This window comes from Corallococcus sp. EGB (assembly GCF_019968905.1).
Taxonomy (GTDB): domain Bacteria; phylum Myxococcota; class Myxococcia; order Myxococcales; family Myxococcaceae; genus Corallococcus.
Genome location: NZ_CP079946.1, coordinates 8,614,055 through 8,629,830 on the forward strand (window position 1 = coordinate 8,614,055; position 15,776 = coordinate 8,629,830).

Genomic DNA, 15,776 nt, shown 5'->3' on the forward strand with positions numbered 1-15,776 from the left:
GCGAAAGGCCCTGTCCCCCGCCCGCCCGGGAAGCGGGCCAGCCAGCCCCCGCCTAGAGGGCGCCGCGCAGCACCTGGACGAGCACCAGCAGGAGCAGCAGGGCCACCACCAGCACCGAGCCCATCACCACGTTCTTCACCTTGCGCGCCGTCGTCGGCGACGGCCCGTCGGAGGTGAGCGGCGACGCGGTCGTCACCCGGCGCACCACCTCCTCCCGCCCGCGCAGCGCCTGGGCGTCGCTCGGGGCCCGGGCCAGCCGCATGCGGTACAGCCGGCCCACCATGGCCAGCTCTCCCCGCAGCATCGCCTGCGACAGCAGGCGGTCGTGCACGTCCCAGTCGTGCCACGCCTCCAGCAGCGCATGCCACTCCCGGGCCAGCGCCTCGGAGGGCTGATGCTCCTCCGGGATGAAGTTGGCGAAGACCAGCCCGCACGCCGAACAGGACACCGCGTCTTCGCGCATGAGCGCCACGCACTTGGGGCAGTGGCCCGCGGGCGCCTGGAAGGGGTCGCCGTCCAGCGCGGGCGGGGCCGCCAGGGGCGCATCGGAGCGGATCACACGCAGCGCGGTGACGCCGGGCCGCGCGGCCTGCGGAGGGACCACGGCGGGCCCCACCGCGGGCACCGCCACCGCGGCGGTGTCGCCTCCACGCGAAGCCGGCTCCTCCGCGCGCGCGGGAGCGGACCCCGAGGGAGCCGGCCTGGAGAGCGAAGGCGCCGCCCGCGTCCAGTCCCCACACGCCGGGCACACCACGGCCAGCACGCCGTCCTCGATGACGTAGGTCTCCACCTTCACCAGCCGGTCGCAGCTTTCGCACTGGTACTTCATGACCACACCTCGCGCAGGGGGATGGGCATCGCGCACCCTACCAGCGCCAGCAGGCACAGCGCGCAGATGACCTTGCGCGAGCGGCTCAGGGGCTCCTCCGGCCGCACCACCTCCGGGTGGCCGAAACCCACGACCTTGCTCGCCACCACCAGCCACAGGCCCCAGGACGCGGTGACGAACACGGTGAGGAAGAGCAGCACCCCCGCCACGCCCTTGCCCACCCAGCGGGCCCTGGGTCCCAGCACCGCGAACGTCAGGTGCCCGCCGTCCAATTGCCCCACCGGCAGCAGGTTGAGCAGCGTCACCAGCAGGCCGAACCACGCCGCCATCACCACCGGGTGCACCACCACGTCCCTGCCCTCGGGCACCGGCCCCAGCGCCAGCCACGTCAGCGCCTTCATGATGAGGTTGTCACCGAAGAGCGTCTGGTGGCTCGTGTAGACGGGCTCCATCGCGGGCGGCGCCTGCGTCACCTTCTCCATCACCCAATGCAGCAGGTTCTGCCCCAGCACCCACAGCGACGAGTCACCAGGGAACGAGGACGGCACCGGCGGCGAGTCCACCACCGTGGAGTGGAGCAGCCCCCAGTAGAGCAGCGGCAGCGCCACCACCAGGCCCGCCAGCGGCCCCGCGGCGCCAATGTCCACCAGCGCGTCGCGCGTGGGGATGCGCCCGCGCAGCCGGATGACCGCGCCCAGCGTGCCCAGGCTCCCCGGCACCGGCAGCGGGATGAAGTACGGCAGGGACGTGTCCACCCGGTGCCACCGCGCGAGCACGTAGTGCCCCATCTCGTGCGACCCCAGGATGGCCAGCAGCGACGCGCTGAAGAACAGCGCCTGCGTCCGGTCCTCGTCCAGCAGCCCCCCTTCGCTGAACGGGAACGAGCGGCCGAAGAGCAGCAGGTACGCGAGGAACGTCGTCCCCAGCGTCACCACGAACAGCAGCAGGTGCAGCCAGACGCGGGGTGGGGTGGGACGCGGAACGGAAACCGGGTGCATGCGCGAAGATGCCTCATGTCCGCAAGAGGGGCGACCTGTTCCGCGTCTCCCGGCGGATAAGTTGTCCAACACAACTCGGAATACCCCGACCCGGGTCCTTGACTTGAAAATGTCTTCTGCTACGAACCGCGCCGCTTGAGGTCATAACGAACGGCGGAGCGCCCTTCGGGGTCGCCCCGCCACCGTCCAAGCCACCGTCAGTTGGGGAGATAACCATGAAGAAGTTCATCCTGTCCGCCGTCGCCGCCGCCTCCCTCGTGGGCTGCACCAGCGTTGAGTCCGCCGTGGTCTCCGGCTCCGAGATCGCCGCCAACGGTGAGGCCGTGGCCGTCATCCAGGGCAGCTCGCTGGGCCTGACCGCGATCTTCCACATCATCGACATCGTCCAGAGCGACCTGGACACGGTGGTCAACAAGCTCCTCATCACCGAGGCGAAGGCCATGGGCGCCTCCAAGGTGGACCTGAAGTCGGCGAGCACCACGCCCCGTCACGGCATCTACGCCCTGTTCGGCACCATCATCGGCATCACCAGCTCCTCCGCGACCGGCGTGGCGGTGAAGTAGTCCCAAGCTGCCTCCTCACCGAGGCAGTCCGAAGGCCCCCTGGAAACAGCGGGGCCTTTTCCATTTCCAGCCCCCGGATTTCCCATGCGCGCCCTCCTCCTCGTGCCCCTCGTGTGTGTCCTCGCCTGCCGTTCGTCCTCGTCCGGAGGCGCGAACGACGCGGAGCTGATGGCCCAGGTGCGGGAGAAGCTGGCCGCGCGCGACGCGAAGCTCCAGGCCTACCAGCTGGAGGGCACCCAGACGGAAGGGGACGCCGTGACCGCGGGCTTCACCTTCGCGTACCGCGCGCCCCAGAAGATGCGCGGCACCGTGTCCGCGCCCCAGGCCCGGCAGGTGTGGTGGGACGGCAAGCACCTGTACGAGCAGGTGGAGGCGACGAAGCAGTTCACCACCTTCACGTCCCAGGTCTCCGCGGAGAAGCTGTCCGCGTTCCTCACCGAAATCTTCACGCCCTTCGTGCCGGAGGGCTTCCGCGCGCCGCTGCTGCTGCGCAGCACCAAGGCGAAGCGCGTCACCGGCCTTTCCCAGGCGAAGGAGGCCGTGGAGCTGTCCATGCCCCTGGAGGGCGAGGCGGCCGGCGGTCTGGAGGTGACCTATGTGCTGCGCTGGCCCTCGCTGGACTTCCTGGCCAAGAGGACGCGCGCGCCGGACGGCACGTCGGGGGAGGTGCGGATGGAGGAGGAGCACTGCGACCCGGCCCTGGGCCTGTGCGTGCCCAGGAGGCTCACGCGCTGGCTGGGTGACGCGAAGCAGGGGGAGACGGTGCTGTCGAAGGTGGATTTGAAGACCTCGCTGCCCAACGACGCCTTCACCCCTGCCGCGCCGGAGGGATACAGCGTGCAGACCCGGACACTCGTGGACAGCGAAGCGCAGGAGAGTGGACCGAAGCCTCCCTCCGGCGGTTGACCGGCCCGCCTCGCGTCGCCACCTTGGGCGGCGGAGGTTTGCCGCGCATGGTCGAAAACGTCATCTTCGATGTGGATGGGACGCTCATCGACTCCGTGGACGAGCACGCGGAGGCCTGGCGCAGGTCGTTCATCGAGTTCGGGCGGGACATCCCGTTCGCCCACGTGCGCAGCCAGATTGGCAAGGGCGCGGACCAGCTGCTGCCCGTGTTCTTCAACGACGAGGAGCTGGAGCGCTTCGGCAAGGACCTGGAGGAGTACCGCGCCGCGCTCTTCAAGCGCGAGTTCCTGCCCAAGGTGCGCGCCTTCCCGCGCGTGAAGGAGCTGTTCCAGCAGCTGCGCAAGCGCGGGCGGAGGGTGGCGCTGGCCTCCAGCGCCAAGGACGACGAGCTCAAGCGCTACGTGGAGCTGTGCGGCATCGACGGCCTGTTCGAGACGAAGACGAACAAGGACGAGGTCGACAAGAGCAAGCCGCACCCGGACATCTTCGAGGCCGCGCTCCTGAAGCTGGACAAGCCGGACCCCGCCACCGTGGTGGTGGTGGGCGACACGCCCTTCGACGCGCTGGCCGCGGGCAAGCTGCACCTGGCGTCCGTGGGCGTGCTGTGCGGCGGCTTCCGCGCGGAGGACCTGCGCACGGCCGGCTGCCGCACGCTGGTGAAGGACCCCGCGGAGCTGCTGCAGCGCCTGAATGAAGACCCGGAGGCCTGGCCGTGGGACGCGGCGTCGCGGGGCACCTCCAAGGACGAGGAGTCGCGCTGAAGTCCATGAAGGGCTGAAGGCGGCCTGAAGGCGCCCCGGCGGCCACGAAGACGTGGCCACCGGCGATCGCCCTCCAGGTGCTACTTGCGCGCCCCGCCCCGCTTCGTGCGTGAACGGGAGGCCGTGCTCTTGCGAGCGGTCCCGCGGCGCGCCGGGGTGCTCTTGCGGGCCGTGGAGCGCTTGCCGGCGGTGCCGGTGCGCGCGGTGGACTTGCGGCCCTGGGTGGTGCGCCGGGCCCGGGTGGGCGCGGCCTTCCGGCGGCTGGAGGAGGAGCTCCGCTTCGCCGTGGCGGCGCGGCGCTTCCCGCCCACGCGCCCCGCCTTGCGCGCGTTCTTGCGGGCCGCGGGACGCCGGCGGGCCGCCTTCGCCTTGCTGCCGGAGCCGCCCTTCATCCCGCCCCCGGTGAGCTTGTTCACGGTGGCGTACGCGCGGGCCGCGGCGGTCTTCTCGCTGACGCCCTTGTCCTCGTAGCCCTTCTCGATGTGCTCGGCCATGCGCTTCTGTTTCGCCGAGTACTTGCTCTTGCTTCCACGTGCCATGCAGTGCCCTCCTGGAGAATGTCCCGGCGCGGGTCCGGAGCATGGAGTCCGCGTTGCCTGGAAGGTGAACACGCCTGCCCAGGGAGGGAACCCGTCAGCCCCCTACCCCTGTCCACCCGTGGAACCTCTTCGCGCGCGGGGGATGGGGAATGGACAGTGCCCAGCCCTCCGCGCCCGGGTCCCGCTGGTGCCCGAGCGGCTTCGTGCGCAGCTTGAGGGCGCCGCACAGAAAGCAGAGAGGTCTCCCCTGGAACCCGCACTCAACGCGCCTCCGCGCCTTCGCCACCTGGACGAGGGGCCCGCGGTCCTGGTGGTGAATACGCGCTCGCGCTCGGGGCGCGACGCCTTCGAGCACGCCCGCGAGCGGCTCGCCGCCCACGGCATCCCGCTCATGGCCGCGCATGCGCTGACGCGGCCCAAGCGCCTGCGCAAGGTCGTGGAGGAGGCGCTCGCCCAGGGGGCCCGCCGCGTCCTCGTGGGAGGAGGCGACGGCACCCTCAGCTGCGCGGCGCAGGCGCTGATGGGGCACGACGTGACGCTGGGCGTGGTGCCGCTGGGCACCGGCAACGACTTCGCGCGCTCCCTGGGCATCCCGGACACGCTGGAGGCCGCGTGCGACGTCATCGCCGGGGGCTACACGGCGCGCGTGGACGTGGGGCTCGCCAACGGGCGGCCCTTCCTCAACGCCGCCAGCCTGGGGCTCACCACCGCCATCGCGAAGCGGCTCACGCAGGAATTGAAGCAGCGCGCCGGCAAGCTGGCCTACCCCATGGCCGCCGCCGCGGAGATGCGCACGCTGCAGCCCTTCCACGTCCGGCTCCAGGCGGACGGGCAGACGCTGGAGGTGGATGCGCTCCAGCTGGTGGTGGGCAACGGCCGCTACCATGGGGCGGGCAACATGGTGGCGCCGGACGCGACGCTGGACGACCGCCGCTTCCACGTCTACGCCATCACCGCGCCCTCCGCGGCGGACGGCGGCGAGCGCACGGGGCTGGGCCACCTGCAGGACGTGGCCACGCTCGCGCGCGTGGCGCTGGGCATGAGGAGCGGCGGGCACCTGGAGCACGAGTCCGTCGTGCACCTGCACACCTCCCGGCTCGTGGTGGAGACAGAGCCGCCCATGGAGGTGAACGCGGACGGGGAGAACGTGGGCATGACGCCCATGCGCTTCGAGCTGTCCCCCTCCGCGCTGCGCGTCTACGCGCCCGCGCCTCAGTAGGAGCCGCGCTACACCTTCTCCAGCACGCTGGAGAGCACCTGGGCGGTGAAGTTCACCAGGGGAATCACGCGCCGGTAGTCCATGCGCGTGGGCCCGATGACGCCCACGGTGCCCAGGACCGCCTCCGCCGTGCCGTAGGGGCTGGCGATGACGGTGACGTCACCGGCGGCGGAGAACTCGCTCTCCGCGCCGATGAAGACGTGCATCTCCTTGGTGCGCTGCACGCGGTCCAGCAGGTGCAGGAGCTTGTGCTTCTCATCCAGGGCGCGGAAGAGCGCGCGGATGCGCTCCACGTCCGCGAACTCCGGCTGCTCCAGGAAGGAGCCGGTGCCTTCGATGAGCACGCGCTCGGGCGTCTGCAGGTCGGTGGCGGCGGCGCCCAGGCGCAGGGCCTTGGCGGTCAGCGCGTTGTAGAGGGCCTGCTCCTGGTCCATCTCCGCGCGGATGCGCTCGCGCGCCTCCTCCAGGGGCACCTGGTGGAGCAGCTCGGAGAGGTAGTTGCTCGCCTTGAGGAGCTCGTCGGACGTCACCGGGAAGTCCACGGTGAGGGCCTTGTTGTGCACCTGGCCGTTCTGGCCCACGAGGATGGCCAGCACGCGGTTCTCGCGCAGGCGCAGGAACTCGATGCGCTGGAACACGGCGGCGTCGGGGCGGGGCGTGAGGACGACGCCCGCGTGGCGCGTGAGCGAGTGCAGCACGCGGCTGGCCTCCGACAGCACCTCGTCCAGGCTGGACTCATGGATGAGGCCGGCGTGGATGAGCTCGCGGTCGCGCGGAGCGGGGTCGCGCAGCTTCACCAGGGTGTCCACGTAGAAGCGGTAGCCGCGGTCGGTGGGCACGCGGCCGGCGGAGGTGTGGGGCTTCTCCAGGAAGCCCAGGGCCTCCAGGTCGGCGAGCACGTTGCGCATGGTCGCGGAGGACACGTCGAACTCTCCGCGCCGCGTCAGCTGCTGACTGCCGACCGGGCCGCCCGTGGTGATGTACTCCTGCACCACGGCCCGGAGGACTTCCTTCTCACGCTCACCCAACTCGTCGGGCATTCCCGCTCACGCTCCGGAAGGCCCTGGGCCCGTCCTCCGGACCTCCGTGCCTCCTGTAGAATTCTAAAAGGGACGCCCGGGGCATTCAATTGGGAGGGCCGTGAGGGAGGGCAGGCAGGCGGGCATGGGTCTTCCTGCCCGAGGGGACGGGTACGGCAAAGCGCACATCGCCCTGGAGGGTGGTGGGGACTACAAGGCCGCCGCCGTGACGACCGCGACCGCGCCCACCGAAGCCGCAGACCCGGTGCCCCACCGGGGCCGCCTGCTGTTCAGCCTCTTCGCGCTGTACGTCATCTGGGGGTCGACCTACCTGGCGATGCGGTTCGCGCTGGAGGGCTTTCCGCCGTTCCGGATGGCGGGGCTGCGCTTCCTCCTCGCGGGCGGGGTGTTGTTCGCCGGTTTGCGGTTGAAGGGGCAGCCGGGGCCGGGCTTGCGTCAGTGGGGGGCGAGCACGGTCACGGGGGTGCTGCTGCTGGTGATGGGCAACGGCGGCATCGCGTTGGCGCAGAACCTGGGGGTGCCCTCCGGGGTGGCGGCGCTGGTGGTGGGGAGCATGCCGTTGTGGGCGGCCATCTTCGGAGCAGCCTTCGGGCAGCGGCCGGGCCGCGCGGAACTGGCGGGCCTGGTGCTGGGGTTCGCGGGGGTGGCGCTGCTCAACCTGGGCGGGGACATGGGCGGCGGCGTGGCGGCGCTGGCGGTGGTGGTGGCGCCCATGGCGTGGGCCTTCGGGTCGGTGTGGAGCCGGCGGTTGCCGATGCCCGCGGGGTTGATGACGCCGGCGACGCAGATGTTGAGCGCGGGCGTGGTGATGCTGGGGGTGAGCTTCGCGTTGGGGGAGCGGATGGCGGACGGGGTGCCACCGCGCGCGCTGATGTCGTTCGTGTATCTGGTGGTGTTCGGTTCGCTGGTGGCGTTCAGCGCGTATGGGTATCTGCTGCGGCATGCGAGGCCGTCGCTCGCGACGAGCTACGCGTACGTGAACCCGGCGGTGGCGGTGCTGCTGGGCGTGGTGTTCGCGGGAGAGGCGCTGGGGGCCATGACCTGGGTGGCCATGAGCGCCATCCTGGTCGCGGTGATGCTGCTGGCCCGCGGGAAGCGGTGAGCGGGAGCCGCTAGCGTCCGCAGCGGCTGCGCTTGGAGACGCACATCGTCAGGGCATTGGCGAAGCCGTGGGCGTAACAGCTCTCGTGCCAGGACTGGGCGATGAGCGGATCATTGACCTGGGTGGGCACGCGGGTCATCTGGAAGAACGCGCGGAACTCGCCGCCCTGGAGTTGGGGCCCCTGGCGATCCTCGTAGTTGCGGGCGTAGTTCTCGAAGGTGATGCGGTCCGCGCCGCTCTCCGCGACGACCCCGCCCCAGTGGTACTCCCACACCGGCTCGCTGTAGACGGGCGGAGGAACGGGCACCGCCGGGCGGGGAGCCACCTCGTCCCGCATCCGCATCCAGTTGCGGTGCTGGGCGTCCTGATAGCGCTCCATGGCGCCCACGGAGTAGGTCTGGAACGCATCGCCCACGCGCGGATCCGCGTAGGCATTGAGGCCCAGGCGGAAGAGGAGCTGCTCGTAACGTGTGCGGAGCGTGGCCCCGTTGAGGTTGACGCCGTTGAGCGTCATGGGGGCATGGGCACGGACCCGGTTCACCAGGCGGCCATAGTTGCGGCCGATGGGGCCGTAGTAGCCCGCGAGGGCCGCCATCTGGGCAATGGGGGTATTGGCGCCCGCCAGCGCGTTCTGCAAGCCCACCTGGTAATCGTTGACCGCGCGTTGCCGGGCCGCGGCGGCGTTGGGGCCCTCTCCCTGTCCATGGAAGAGGAACGTGGTGATGAGGACCGCCAGCCGGAAGGCGATGTCTCCATGGGCCGGGAAGGCCGGGGCCCATCCCCCGAGCTGCCAGCGAGGCAGGTTGAGGAAGAGCTGATTGCCGGACTGCGAGAGCTTCACGGTGCGCTGTGCGTCCTGCTGCTCTCCCATGACCTTGCCGGAGATCTCATTGCAGTTCTGCGACACGGCCGGCTCGAGGTGCCCATCCTCGGACATCGCCACCTGGAACAGCCGCTTGGGTCCCGGGCCGCGCAGGAAAGGCAGACAGCCCGGCTGCGCGGCGGGGCCGATTTCGAGGTAGCGCGGCCCGGGGACCTTGGCGATCCGGTAGCTGGAGCCCGCGGACCTCAGCGCGCGGTTGCACCGGGTGATGGCGCTGTCCGTGGCGAAGAAGTGCTTGGCCTGCTCGTGACGAGGGTCGGTGTCCTCGATGGCGAGCTCGTTGTCATCCGAGAACCGGAGCGCGACCTGGTTGTGCGGCCGCACCACGACGTTCACCGTCCCGGCGTCGACGAGGAAGCTGTCCCCGTTCGTCTTCGGGTAGGGGTGGAGCCGCACTCCGTCCCGCTGCGTCTCGAAGGTGGCGTTGTGGAGATCGACATCCTGGGCGCCGAGCTGGGCGTTCTGGATGACGTGGTACGCCTGGAGCGCGGGTGTGGGCGAGGTCCACCGGCCCGCGCCCGGCCAGGAAGCCGCGAGGTGCGCAGGCGCACCCGAGAGGGCCTGTGCCGCCAGGGCCTCGGCCTCTGCTTCCAGGGCCCCATCCACGAGCAGCCGGGTCCCGCCGCGCCCGTGAGGGACACGCCCCGCGCGCTGTTGCAGCACATGCACCAGCTCATGCGCGAGGATCCGGCCTCCGCGAGCAGCGTCGAGTTCGAGTGCACCCGGAGCGAAGAGGATCCGCTCGCCCCAGCAAAGGGCCTGGGCCCCCAGCCTCGCGACGAGGGGATGCTCGTGCAGGCGTACGGCGCTCAGCTCGGCTCCGAAGGCGCGCTCGAACCGGACACGCACCTCTCTTGGGAGTGCCCAGCCCCGAGCGCAGGCCTGCTCCAGGAGCACGGGGGAAATCCAACGGTGCCGAGCATCCAATTTTCGTGCTCCCCATGTATCGGTGCGGGTCCCGTGAAGGGTCTACTACACCCAGGGGGGCCCAGCGCACGCGAGCCGCTGAAGACAGGCCGCACGCGGCCCAGAGTCCTTGGAATCCAAGTGACTCCCCCCATCATGGACATCATCGAAGTCGGAGGAGGCAATAGAGTCGGGTGCGTGCGTCCCGTGACGGGTCTGTGGATGTTTTGCGCGGTGCTCACGGCCTGTGCGGGAGGGCAGCATCATTCCCGGCATGGGGAGCTGGGGTTCGTGGATTCGGACACCGCCGCGAAGGCGCGGTATGCGGCGTATCTGGCGGAGCAGGCGTCCGCGCGGGCCGCGACCCAGGCCATCGCCTCCCCGCTGATTCGAGCCATTCCGCCAGCCATGCTCGCGCTGATGATGCAGCAGGACCACGATGCGGATGAGCTCGAGAGGCAGCTCGCCGCATGCGCGCTGCAAGCCGAGCAGTTGGGGAACACGCGCTACTTCGAGGGGCGGCCTCCGACGCGGCAGGAGTGCGCCGAGGTCGTCGAGAAGGACCGCTGCGGCAATCCCGTGACCCGGGCCATGCAGTTGGGAAAGCAGAAGCACGTGCTCGCGCTCCAGTGCGCCGAGCAGGTGTTGAAGAAGCTGTGGCCCGCTCCCTTCAGCATCGAACAGCGCTACCGCTACTACCCGAATGCCCGGATGGTGGAGAGCATCAGCAAGGAGAAGGAAGCGCGCCTCATCGCCGATGGCTGCACCGACGAACTCCGGGGGACCATCAAGCCGGACATCGTGCTTCACGAGAACCGCAACCTGCTGCTGAAGTCCGTGCTCACCCTGGACTTCAAGTTCCCGTGTCCGGACAGCAATCCACCTCGGTGGGCCGAGTATGGAAGCAACAGCCCCTATGCCTATGAGTCCCAAGGGGAAATCTACGAGAAGGCACTGGGTGGACAGGCCCTGCTCGTGTCGCCCAAATCAGGCGTGGAGTCCAAGTGATGAAACCCATCTTTCCAGCCATTCGACTTCGCGACAAAGGCAACTGGCTCGCTGGGCGAGATGGCATCGTGATGGCCTTCTTCATCCATCGTGATCACTCGGAGGTAGGGCCCGCGATCTGGCGCTCAATCCAGGCCTACCTCCGTGCCATCCCGCCCGGCTCACTCAATTGGTACACGTCGGCGGATGGGGACATGGTCCCGCTGGATGACGAAGGCTGGGAACACAATCGCCATGTTGTGATCGAGCGTATCGGTGGAGGGAGCCGGACCGTGGAGCTGAGGGAGAGCCCCAGCGAAGCAGGGAGCTACCAGGTCGAATACTACGGACGAAGGCTCGACAGCCCCTTCCATGATGCTCCTGCCACCACCCTGTCGTTCACGTTCCCCACGGAGTACCTCGTGGAGCACGGTGCGGTCCGCCTTCGCTCCCTGGCACTTGAGCTGGCTCGTGAGCTGCCCCTCAACTTCGGTTACGCCAGCTTTGCTCTTGTCTCGACACAGGGCTCCTGGGCTTCAGCGGATTGGGACATCACCGAAGCACTCCTCGCGCGGTACGCGGGTCTGGATGCTCCTCGGGCCATGAGATTGAGTTCCGACCTGGGAACCCGAGCCCTCGCCCCCGCCTGGCTCACCTTCCTGGGCCAACCCCTGCTGGGACAACTCGGCGGCATCGACGCGCTCCGGGACGCGCTCCCCTTCCCGGAGGTCTCGCTGCTCCCCATGGATGGCGACCGCGTGCTCGTCACCCTGGACGAATGGCCTGACCCCATCGATACACGGACGAAGCCCATCCCCCCGCAGTACCGCGCACTGGCCCAGCGGATGGAGCCCTTCCTCTTCCAATACGAAGGCGAAGCGCTCCTCCCCTACCAGCAGGACATGAACCGGTGGATCCGCCGGTTCCTCTAACCCTGCGGCCACGCAGACAGCTTCTCCGCCTCGTACCGCGCCAGCAGCGCATGCGTCGTGCGCGCCGCCTCCTCCACCTCCACGCGGGACAAGCCTCGCGGCAGTGACGCCACCAGCGTCGGGAACGGCTGGTCGTAGACGAGCAGGTTCTCCAGCTCCAGCGGGTCCGTCTCCAGGTCGTACAGCTCCCACTGGTCCGCGTGCTCCCCGGACGGGTCCCACGTCCTCGCCAGCTTCCAGCGGGGCGTGCGCACGCAGCGGACGTGGTTGGGCTGGCACACCGCTCCGGGCCTCAACCCGGGCACCTTGCCCTGCTCCCGCAGCCGCTCCACCGCTCGCGTGTACACGGAGAACAGCGCGTCGTCGTGCAGCTGGTGCGGGTCGCCCGTGCGCGGCAGCGGCTCCGTGATTTCGTCGTCCGTGATGAAGAGGACGCCCTCTCGCGGCGTGCCGTTGGGCTCCAGCACCGTGGTCGTCTCGCCCCTCGCCAGCGGGCTCAGGTCCGCGCCCACGAACGGCGGCACCGGACGGTGCAGCCGCAGGTCCGTGCGGATCTCCCCCTGCTCCTCCCGGGAAATCCCCGCCAGCCCCAGCACCGTGGGCACGATGTCCACGTGGCTCGTCAGCGCGTCGATGTGTCGCGTCGGCTGTGCCTTGGGGAACTGCACCACCAGCGGCACGTGCAGCGCCTCCTGGTAGGACGCGTGCCACTTCTCCATCAGGTAGCCGTGCGCCGCGCCGTACTCTCCGTGGTCGGAGAGGAACACCACCACCGTGTTCTCCCGGAGCCCCGTCTCGTCCAGCGTCCGCAACACCCGCTCGATGTGCCCGTCCACCAGGTGGATGAGCCACGCGTAGTACTGCTGGAAGCGCTCCGCCGCCTTCTCCGGGTCGTGCGTCAGCTGGAACGGGATGCCCGCGTTCAACGTCACCGTCACCGGGTCGATGTTCTCGTTCGCCTGGTGCAACGTCAGCCCCGTCTTCGACGACAGCGCGAGCCCCATCTTGTACGCGTAGTCCCGCTGGCAGTCCGGCTTGTTCTTCAGCGTGTCGCGCAGGTTCGTCGGCACCTTCGCGCTCTCCTGCGGGAACCCCAACGGGTTCAGCGGCACCGTGAACGTCCCCGCCGTGGGCGTCACCGACCGCGCCCCCTCCGCCGGCACCGTCAGCGGCCCCAGCTTGGGCGCCCCGGGATCCAACTGCCTCGGCAGGATGGGATACGTCGCGATGTCGTGCGGGTTGGTGAACGACGCCACCGCCAGCCACGGCTGGGCCTCACCACTCGGCGCGGCGGCCCTGGGCGCCGCGTACGACTGCTCCGACAGCGCCCGGTTGTACGGCTCCCCCAGCGCCATCCGCCGCAGGAAGCCGCACGTCAGGTCCGCGAAGCCCTCGTCACGGAACGCCCCCAGGTTGTTGAGGGAGGCCCCGTGCGGCTCCGGATACGACAGCTCCCAGTCGTCAAAGCCGTACCGCTTCAACGAGTGCTCCGGCGGATTGCTCACGTGCCACTTGCCGAAGTAGTGCGTGTGGTAGCCCGCCTTCTGGAACCAGTGCCCCAGCGTCGGAATCCCCTCCGCCGACAGCCACGGGAAGGCCGCCGCGTCACCGCTCTTGAACAGGCCATCCGTCTGCGTGACGCCCGTGCGCGTGCCGTACTGCCCCGTGTAGATGACCGCGCGGCTGGGAGTGCACGCCGACGCCGCGATGGTGTGGTTGCGGAACACCGCCGCGTTCCTCCGCAGCGCCGCGAAGCCGGGGAAGAACTTCCGGAACGGGTTGTCCTCCGCGCCCTCGTCCACGAAGCCCAGGATGTCCTTGAGCGACGGCAGGAAGCCGCCCTCCGGCCCGTAGGCGAAGCGGGGGAACTGCAGCTGATCAACCGTCAGGATGAGGATGTTGGGTCGCGAGGACGAGGACATGCCCCGCCCCCCAGCACGCGCCATACCAGGGGCCCGTCCAGAGACACGGGCCCTTTGTGCCGCGTCCGGATGGGACGCAGGCCGCGTCCCCACCCGACGCGCGGAGGATCAGCTCGGCGTGCGCGAGGACTCCGTCGGCGTCGCGGCCTGGGCCTCCGTGCGCCGGGGCAGCCAGACGTTGAAGGTGGAGCCCTGGCCCGCCTTCCCCGAGGACTCCGCCCAGATGCGCCCGCCGTGCTGCTCCACGATGCCCTGGCTGATGGTGAGCCCCAACCCCAGGCCCCCGTACTTGCTGCCGTGCGCGCGCCCGAAGCGCTCGAAGATGAGGCGCTGCTTCTCGCTGGGGATGCCCACGCCCTCGTCCTTCACGGACAGGTGCACGCCCGTGTCGCCCTCCGCCACCAGGCGCACCAGCACCTGGCCTCCCTCCGGCGAATAGCGGATGGCGTTGGACAACAGGTTCGTCAGCACCTGGTCCAACCGCCCCCGGTCCCACGTGCCCTCCAGGCGCTCGGGGACCTCCACCTTCAGCTCGTGCGTCTGCGACAGCACCGCCATGCGGTCCCGCGTCTCCAGCACCAGCTGCGAGAAGTCGAACGGCTCCAGCTCCAATGACAACCGCCCCGCCTGCAGCCGGCTGATGTCCAGCAGGTCCTCCACCAGCTTCGCCATGCGGTCGATCTGCCGGTTGATGATCTGCAACGACTTGCCGGGGCCGGCCTCCGTCTGTCCCCCCAGCTTCAGCAGCGCCAGGTGCGCGTGGCCCTTCGCCGCGGCCAGCGGCGTACGCAGCTCATGGCTCGCGGCGGCGAGGAACGCGTCCTTCGCCTCGCTCGCCAGCCGCAGCGCCGTCTCCGCGCGCTGCCGCTCGGTGATGTCGCGCGCCACGGAGATGAAGCGGCCGGGGCCCTCGCCCTCCGCCACGTACTGGAGCACCACCTCCACCGGCACCTCCGTGCCGTCGCGGCGGCGGTGGTTGGTGGAGTACGTCTGCGACGGCAGCGTGCCGGACATCAGCGGCGCCAGCAGCTTGCGGAAGCCCTTCTCGTCGAAGGCGCTCTCCACCTCCAGCACCGACAGCCCCACCAGCTCTTCCACCGAAGCGGCCAGCTGCTTGGCCGCGCCCGCGTTCGCGTACGCCAGCGTGAGCGTGTCCGGGGTGAACATCAGGACGCAGTCCAGCGTCGCGTCCAGCGTCGTCTTGAAGCGGCCCAGCGCCTCCTCCGCGCGCCGCTTGTCGTCGATGTCCGTGGCGATGGCCAGCCACCCCACCAACTGCCCGTGCTCGTCGTGCTCGGGCACCGCGCGCGCCAGGTGCCAGCGGTAGACGCCGTCCTTGCGCCGCAGCCGGAACTCCTCCGAGCTGTTGCGCACTTGATCCAGCGACTCGCCCCACACCCTGCGCATCCGCTCGCGGTCCGCCGGGTGCACGTCCTCGAGGAAGGACGCGAGCGACAGCTCATGCCCCTCCTGGTGGCCGGTGTAATCCCGCCAGGCCCGGTTCGCGTACGTCAGCGCCCCGTCCGCCCGCGCGGCCCACATGGGCTCCGGCAGGGACTCCGTGAGCCGGCGGTAGCGCAGCGCGCTCTGCCGCTCCAGGGCCTCGCGGTCGCGCTGGCGCAGGAGGGCGGCCTGGCGCTGGAGCTGCTGCTCCTTGAGGAACAGGTCCACGAAGACGCTGACCTTCGAGCGGAGGATTTCCGGGTCGAAGGGCTTGAGCAGGTAGTCGACCGCGCCGTGCGCGTAACCCTTGAAGACATGCGCCGCGTCACGGCTGAGCGCGGTGAGGAAGATGATGGGGATGGTGCGCGTGCGCTCGCGCTGCTTGATGAGCGCCGCCGTCTGGAAGCCGTCCAGGCCCGGCATCTGCACATCCATCAGGATGACCGCGAAGTCGCGCTGCAGCAGTTGCTTGAGCGCTTCCTCACCGCTCGTGGCCTTCACCAGGTCCTGGCCGAGCGGCTCGAGGATGGCTTCCAGCGCCAGCAGGTTGGCCGGATGGTCGTCCACCATCAGGATGGCCGCGCGCGGGACCGGCGCGGCTTCCTGGGGACGTTCCGGAGTGTGCTCTGTGGAGTTCATGTGCGCGGTGGGGGAGCGCGTAGGTCAGGAGACCCGAGACACGGCGAACAAGGCTAGGGCTGCCCCCTTCCAGACGGAAGTGCCAAGGGGGTACGAAGGTGGATCGC

The 15,776-nt window shown here is 69.9% G+C and carries 14 protein-coding genes; 7 read left to right on the plus strand and 7 right to left on the minus strand.

What is annotated here, in order from left to right; all coding sequences use genetic code 11:
- Nucleotides 1-52 precede the first annotated feature (52 nt).
- The gene (locus tag KYK13_RS35110; RefSeq protein WP_223638854.1) at nt 53-829 is read right to left on the minus strand and encodes a hypothetical protein; all 777 of its coding nucleotides are present in this window, start codon (nt 827-829) and stop codon (nt 53-55) included.
- Nucleotides 826-1,827 carry a site-2 protease family protein gene (locus KYK13_RS35115; protein WP_223638857.1) on the minus strand — a complete coding sequence of 334 codons (1,002 nt, stop codon included), beginning with the start codon at nt 1,825-1,827 and terminating at the stop codon, nt 826-828. The genes KYK13_RS35110 and KYK13_RS35115 overlap by 4 nt, the downstream gene beginning before the upstream one ends.
- Before the next feature lie 215 nt (nt 1,828-2,042).
- On the opposite strand from KYK13_RS35115, the gene KYK13_RS35120 reads away from it, so the two are divergent.
- The 3 genes from KYK13_RS35120 (at nt 2,043) to KYK13_RS35130 (ending at nt 4,057) form a co-directional block, all read left to right on the plus strand.
- Entirely contained in the window at nt 2,043-2,390 is a 348-nt protein-coding gene (locus KYK13_RS35120) for a hypothetical protein (protein ID WP_223638860.1), read from the plus strand.
- A gap of 84 nt (nt 2,391-2,474) precedes the next feature.
- Nucleotides 2,475-3,296 (plus strand): hypothetical protein, encoded by an 822-nt coding sequence (locus KYK13_RS35125; RefSeq protein WP_223638864.1) that lies wholly within the window; start codon nt 2,475-2,477, stop codon nt 3,294-3,296.
- Nucleotides 3,297-3,343: 47 nt separating this feature from the next.
- Entirely contained in the window at nt 3,344-4,057 is a 714-nt protein-coding gene (locus tag KYK13_RS35130; protein ID WP_223638868.1) for an HAD family hydrolase, read from the plus strand.
- 80 nt (nt 4,058-4,137) lie between these two features.
- On the opposite strand, the gene KYK13_RS35135 is transcribed toward KYK13_RS35130, so the two are convergent.
- The gene (locus tag KYK13_RS35135; protein ID WP_223638871.1) at nt 4,138-4,596 is read right to left on the minus strand and encodes a transcriptional regulator; all 459 of its coding nucleotides are present in this window, start codon (nt 4,594-4,596) and stop codon (nt 4,138-4,140) included.
- A gap of 310 nt (nt 4,597-4,906) precedes the next feature.
- Between KYK13_RS35135 and KYK13_RS35140 the strand changes: the two genes are divergently transcribed.
- A complete protein-coding gene (locus tag KYK13_RS35140; RefSeq protein WP_370645220.1) occupies nt 4,907-5,815 on the plus strand; it encodes a lipid kinase in 909 nt (302 codons plus the stop codon).
- 8 nt (nt 5,816-5,823) lie between these two features.
- On the opposite strand, the gene hrcA is transcribed toward KYK13_RS35140, so the two are convergent.
- The gene (gene hrcA / locus KYK13_RS35145; RefSeq protein WP_223638873.1) at nt 5,824-6,855 is read right to left on the minus strand and encodes a heat-inducible transcriptional repressor HrcA; all 1,032 of its coding nucleotides are present in this window, start codon (nt 6,853-6,855) and stop codon (nt 5,824-5,826) included.
- 124 nt (nt 6,856-6,979) lie between these two features.
- Between hrcA and yedA the strand changes: the two genes are divergently transcribed.
- Complete coding sequence (yedA, locus tag KYK13_RS35150; protein ID WP_223638875.1) at nt 6,980-7,957, plus strand: drug/metabolite exporter YedA; 978 nt, start codon at nt 6,980-6,982, stop codon at nt 7,955-7,957.
- Between the two features lie 10 nt (nt 7,958-7,967).
- On the opposite strand, the gene KYK13_RS35155 is transcribed toward yedA, so the two are convergent.
- Nucleotides 7,968-9,737, minus strand: coding sequence for a DUF4157 domain-containing protein (locus KYK13_RS35155; RefSeq protein WP_223638877.1), 1,770 nt, complete (start codon nt 9,735-9,737; stop codon nt 7,968-7,970).
- Nucleotides 9,738-10,037: 300 nt separating this feature from the next.
- Between KYK13_RS35155 and KYK13_RS35160 the strand changes: the two genes are divergently transcribed.
- Both KYK13_RS35160 and KYK13_RS35165 read left to right on the plus strand, forming a co-directional pair.
- Nucleotides 10,038-10,754: a hypothetical protein gene (locus KYK13_RS35160; protein WP_223638879.1), complete on the plus strand. Its 717-nt coding sequence runs from the start codon at nt 10,038-10,040 to the stop codon at nt 10,752-10,754.
- Nucleotides 10,754-11,665 carry a DUF3396 domain-containing protein gene (locus tag KYK13_RS35165; RefSeq protein ID WP_223638881.1) on the plus strand — a complete coding sequence of 304 codons (912 nt, stop codon included), beginning with the start codon at nt 10,754-10,756 and terminating at the stop codon, nt 11,663-11,665. Before KYK13_RS35160 ends, KYK13_RS35165 begins: the two co-directional genes overlap by 1 nt.
- Here the strand turns inward: KYK13_RS35165 and KYK13_RS35170 are convergent.
- Nucleotides 11,662-13,587 carry a sulfatase-like hydrolase/transferase gene (locus KYK13_RS35170; protein ID WP_223638883.1) on the minus strand — a complete coding sequence of 642 codons (1,926 nt, stop codon included), beginning with the start codon at nt 13,585-13,587 and terminating at the stop codon, nt 11,662-11,664. The genes KYK13_RS35165 and KYK13_RS35170 overlap by 4 nt on opposite strands.
- A gap of 108 nt (nt 13,588-13,695) precedes the next feature.
- Entirely contained in the window at nt 13,696-15,669 is a 1,974-nt protein-coding gene (locus tag KYK13_RS35175; RefSeq protein WP_223638886.1) for a PAS domain S-box protein, read from the minus strand.
- Between the last annotated feature and the right edge of the window lie 107 nt (nt 15,670-15,776).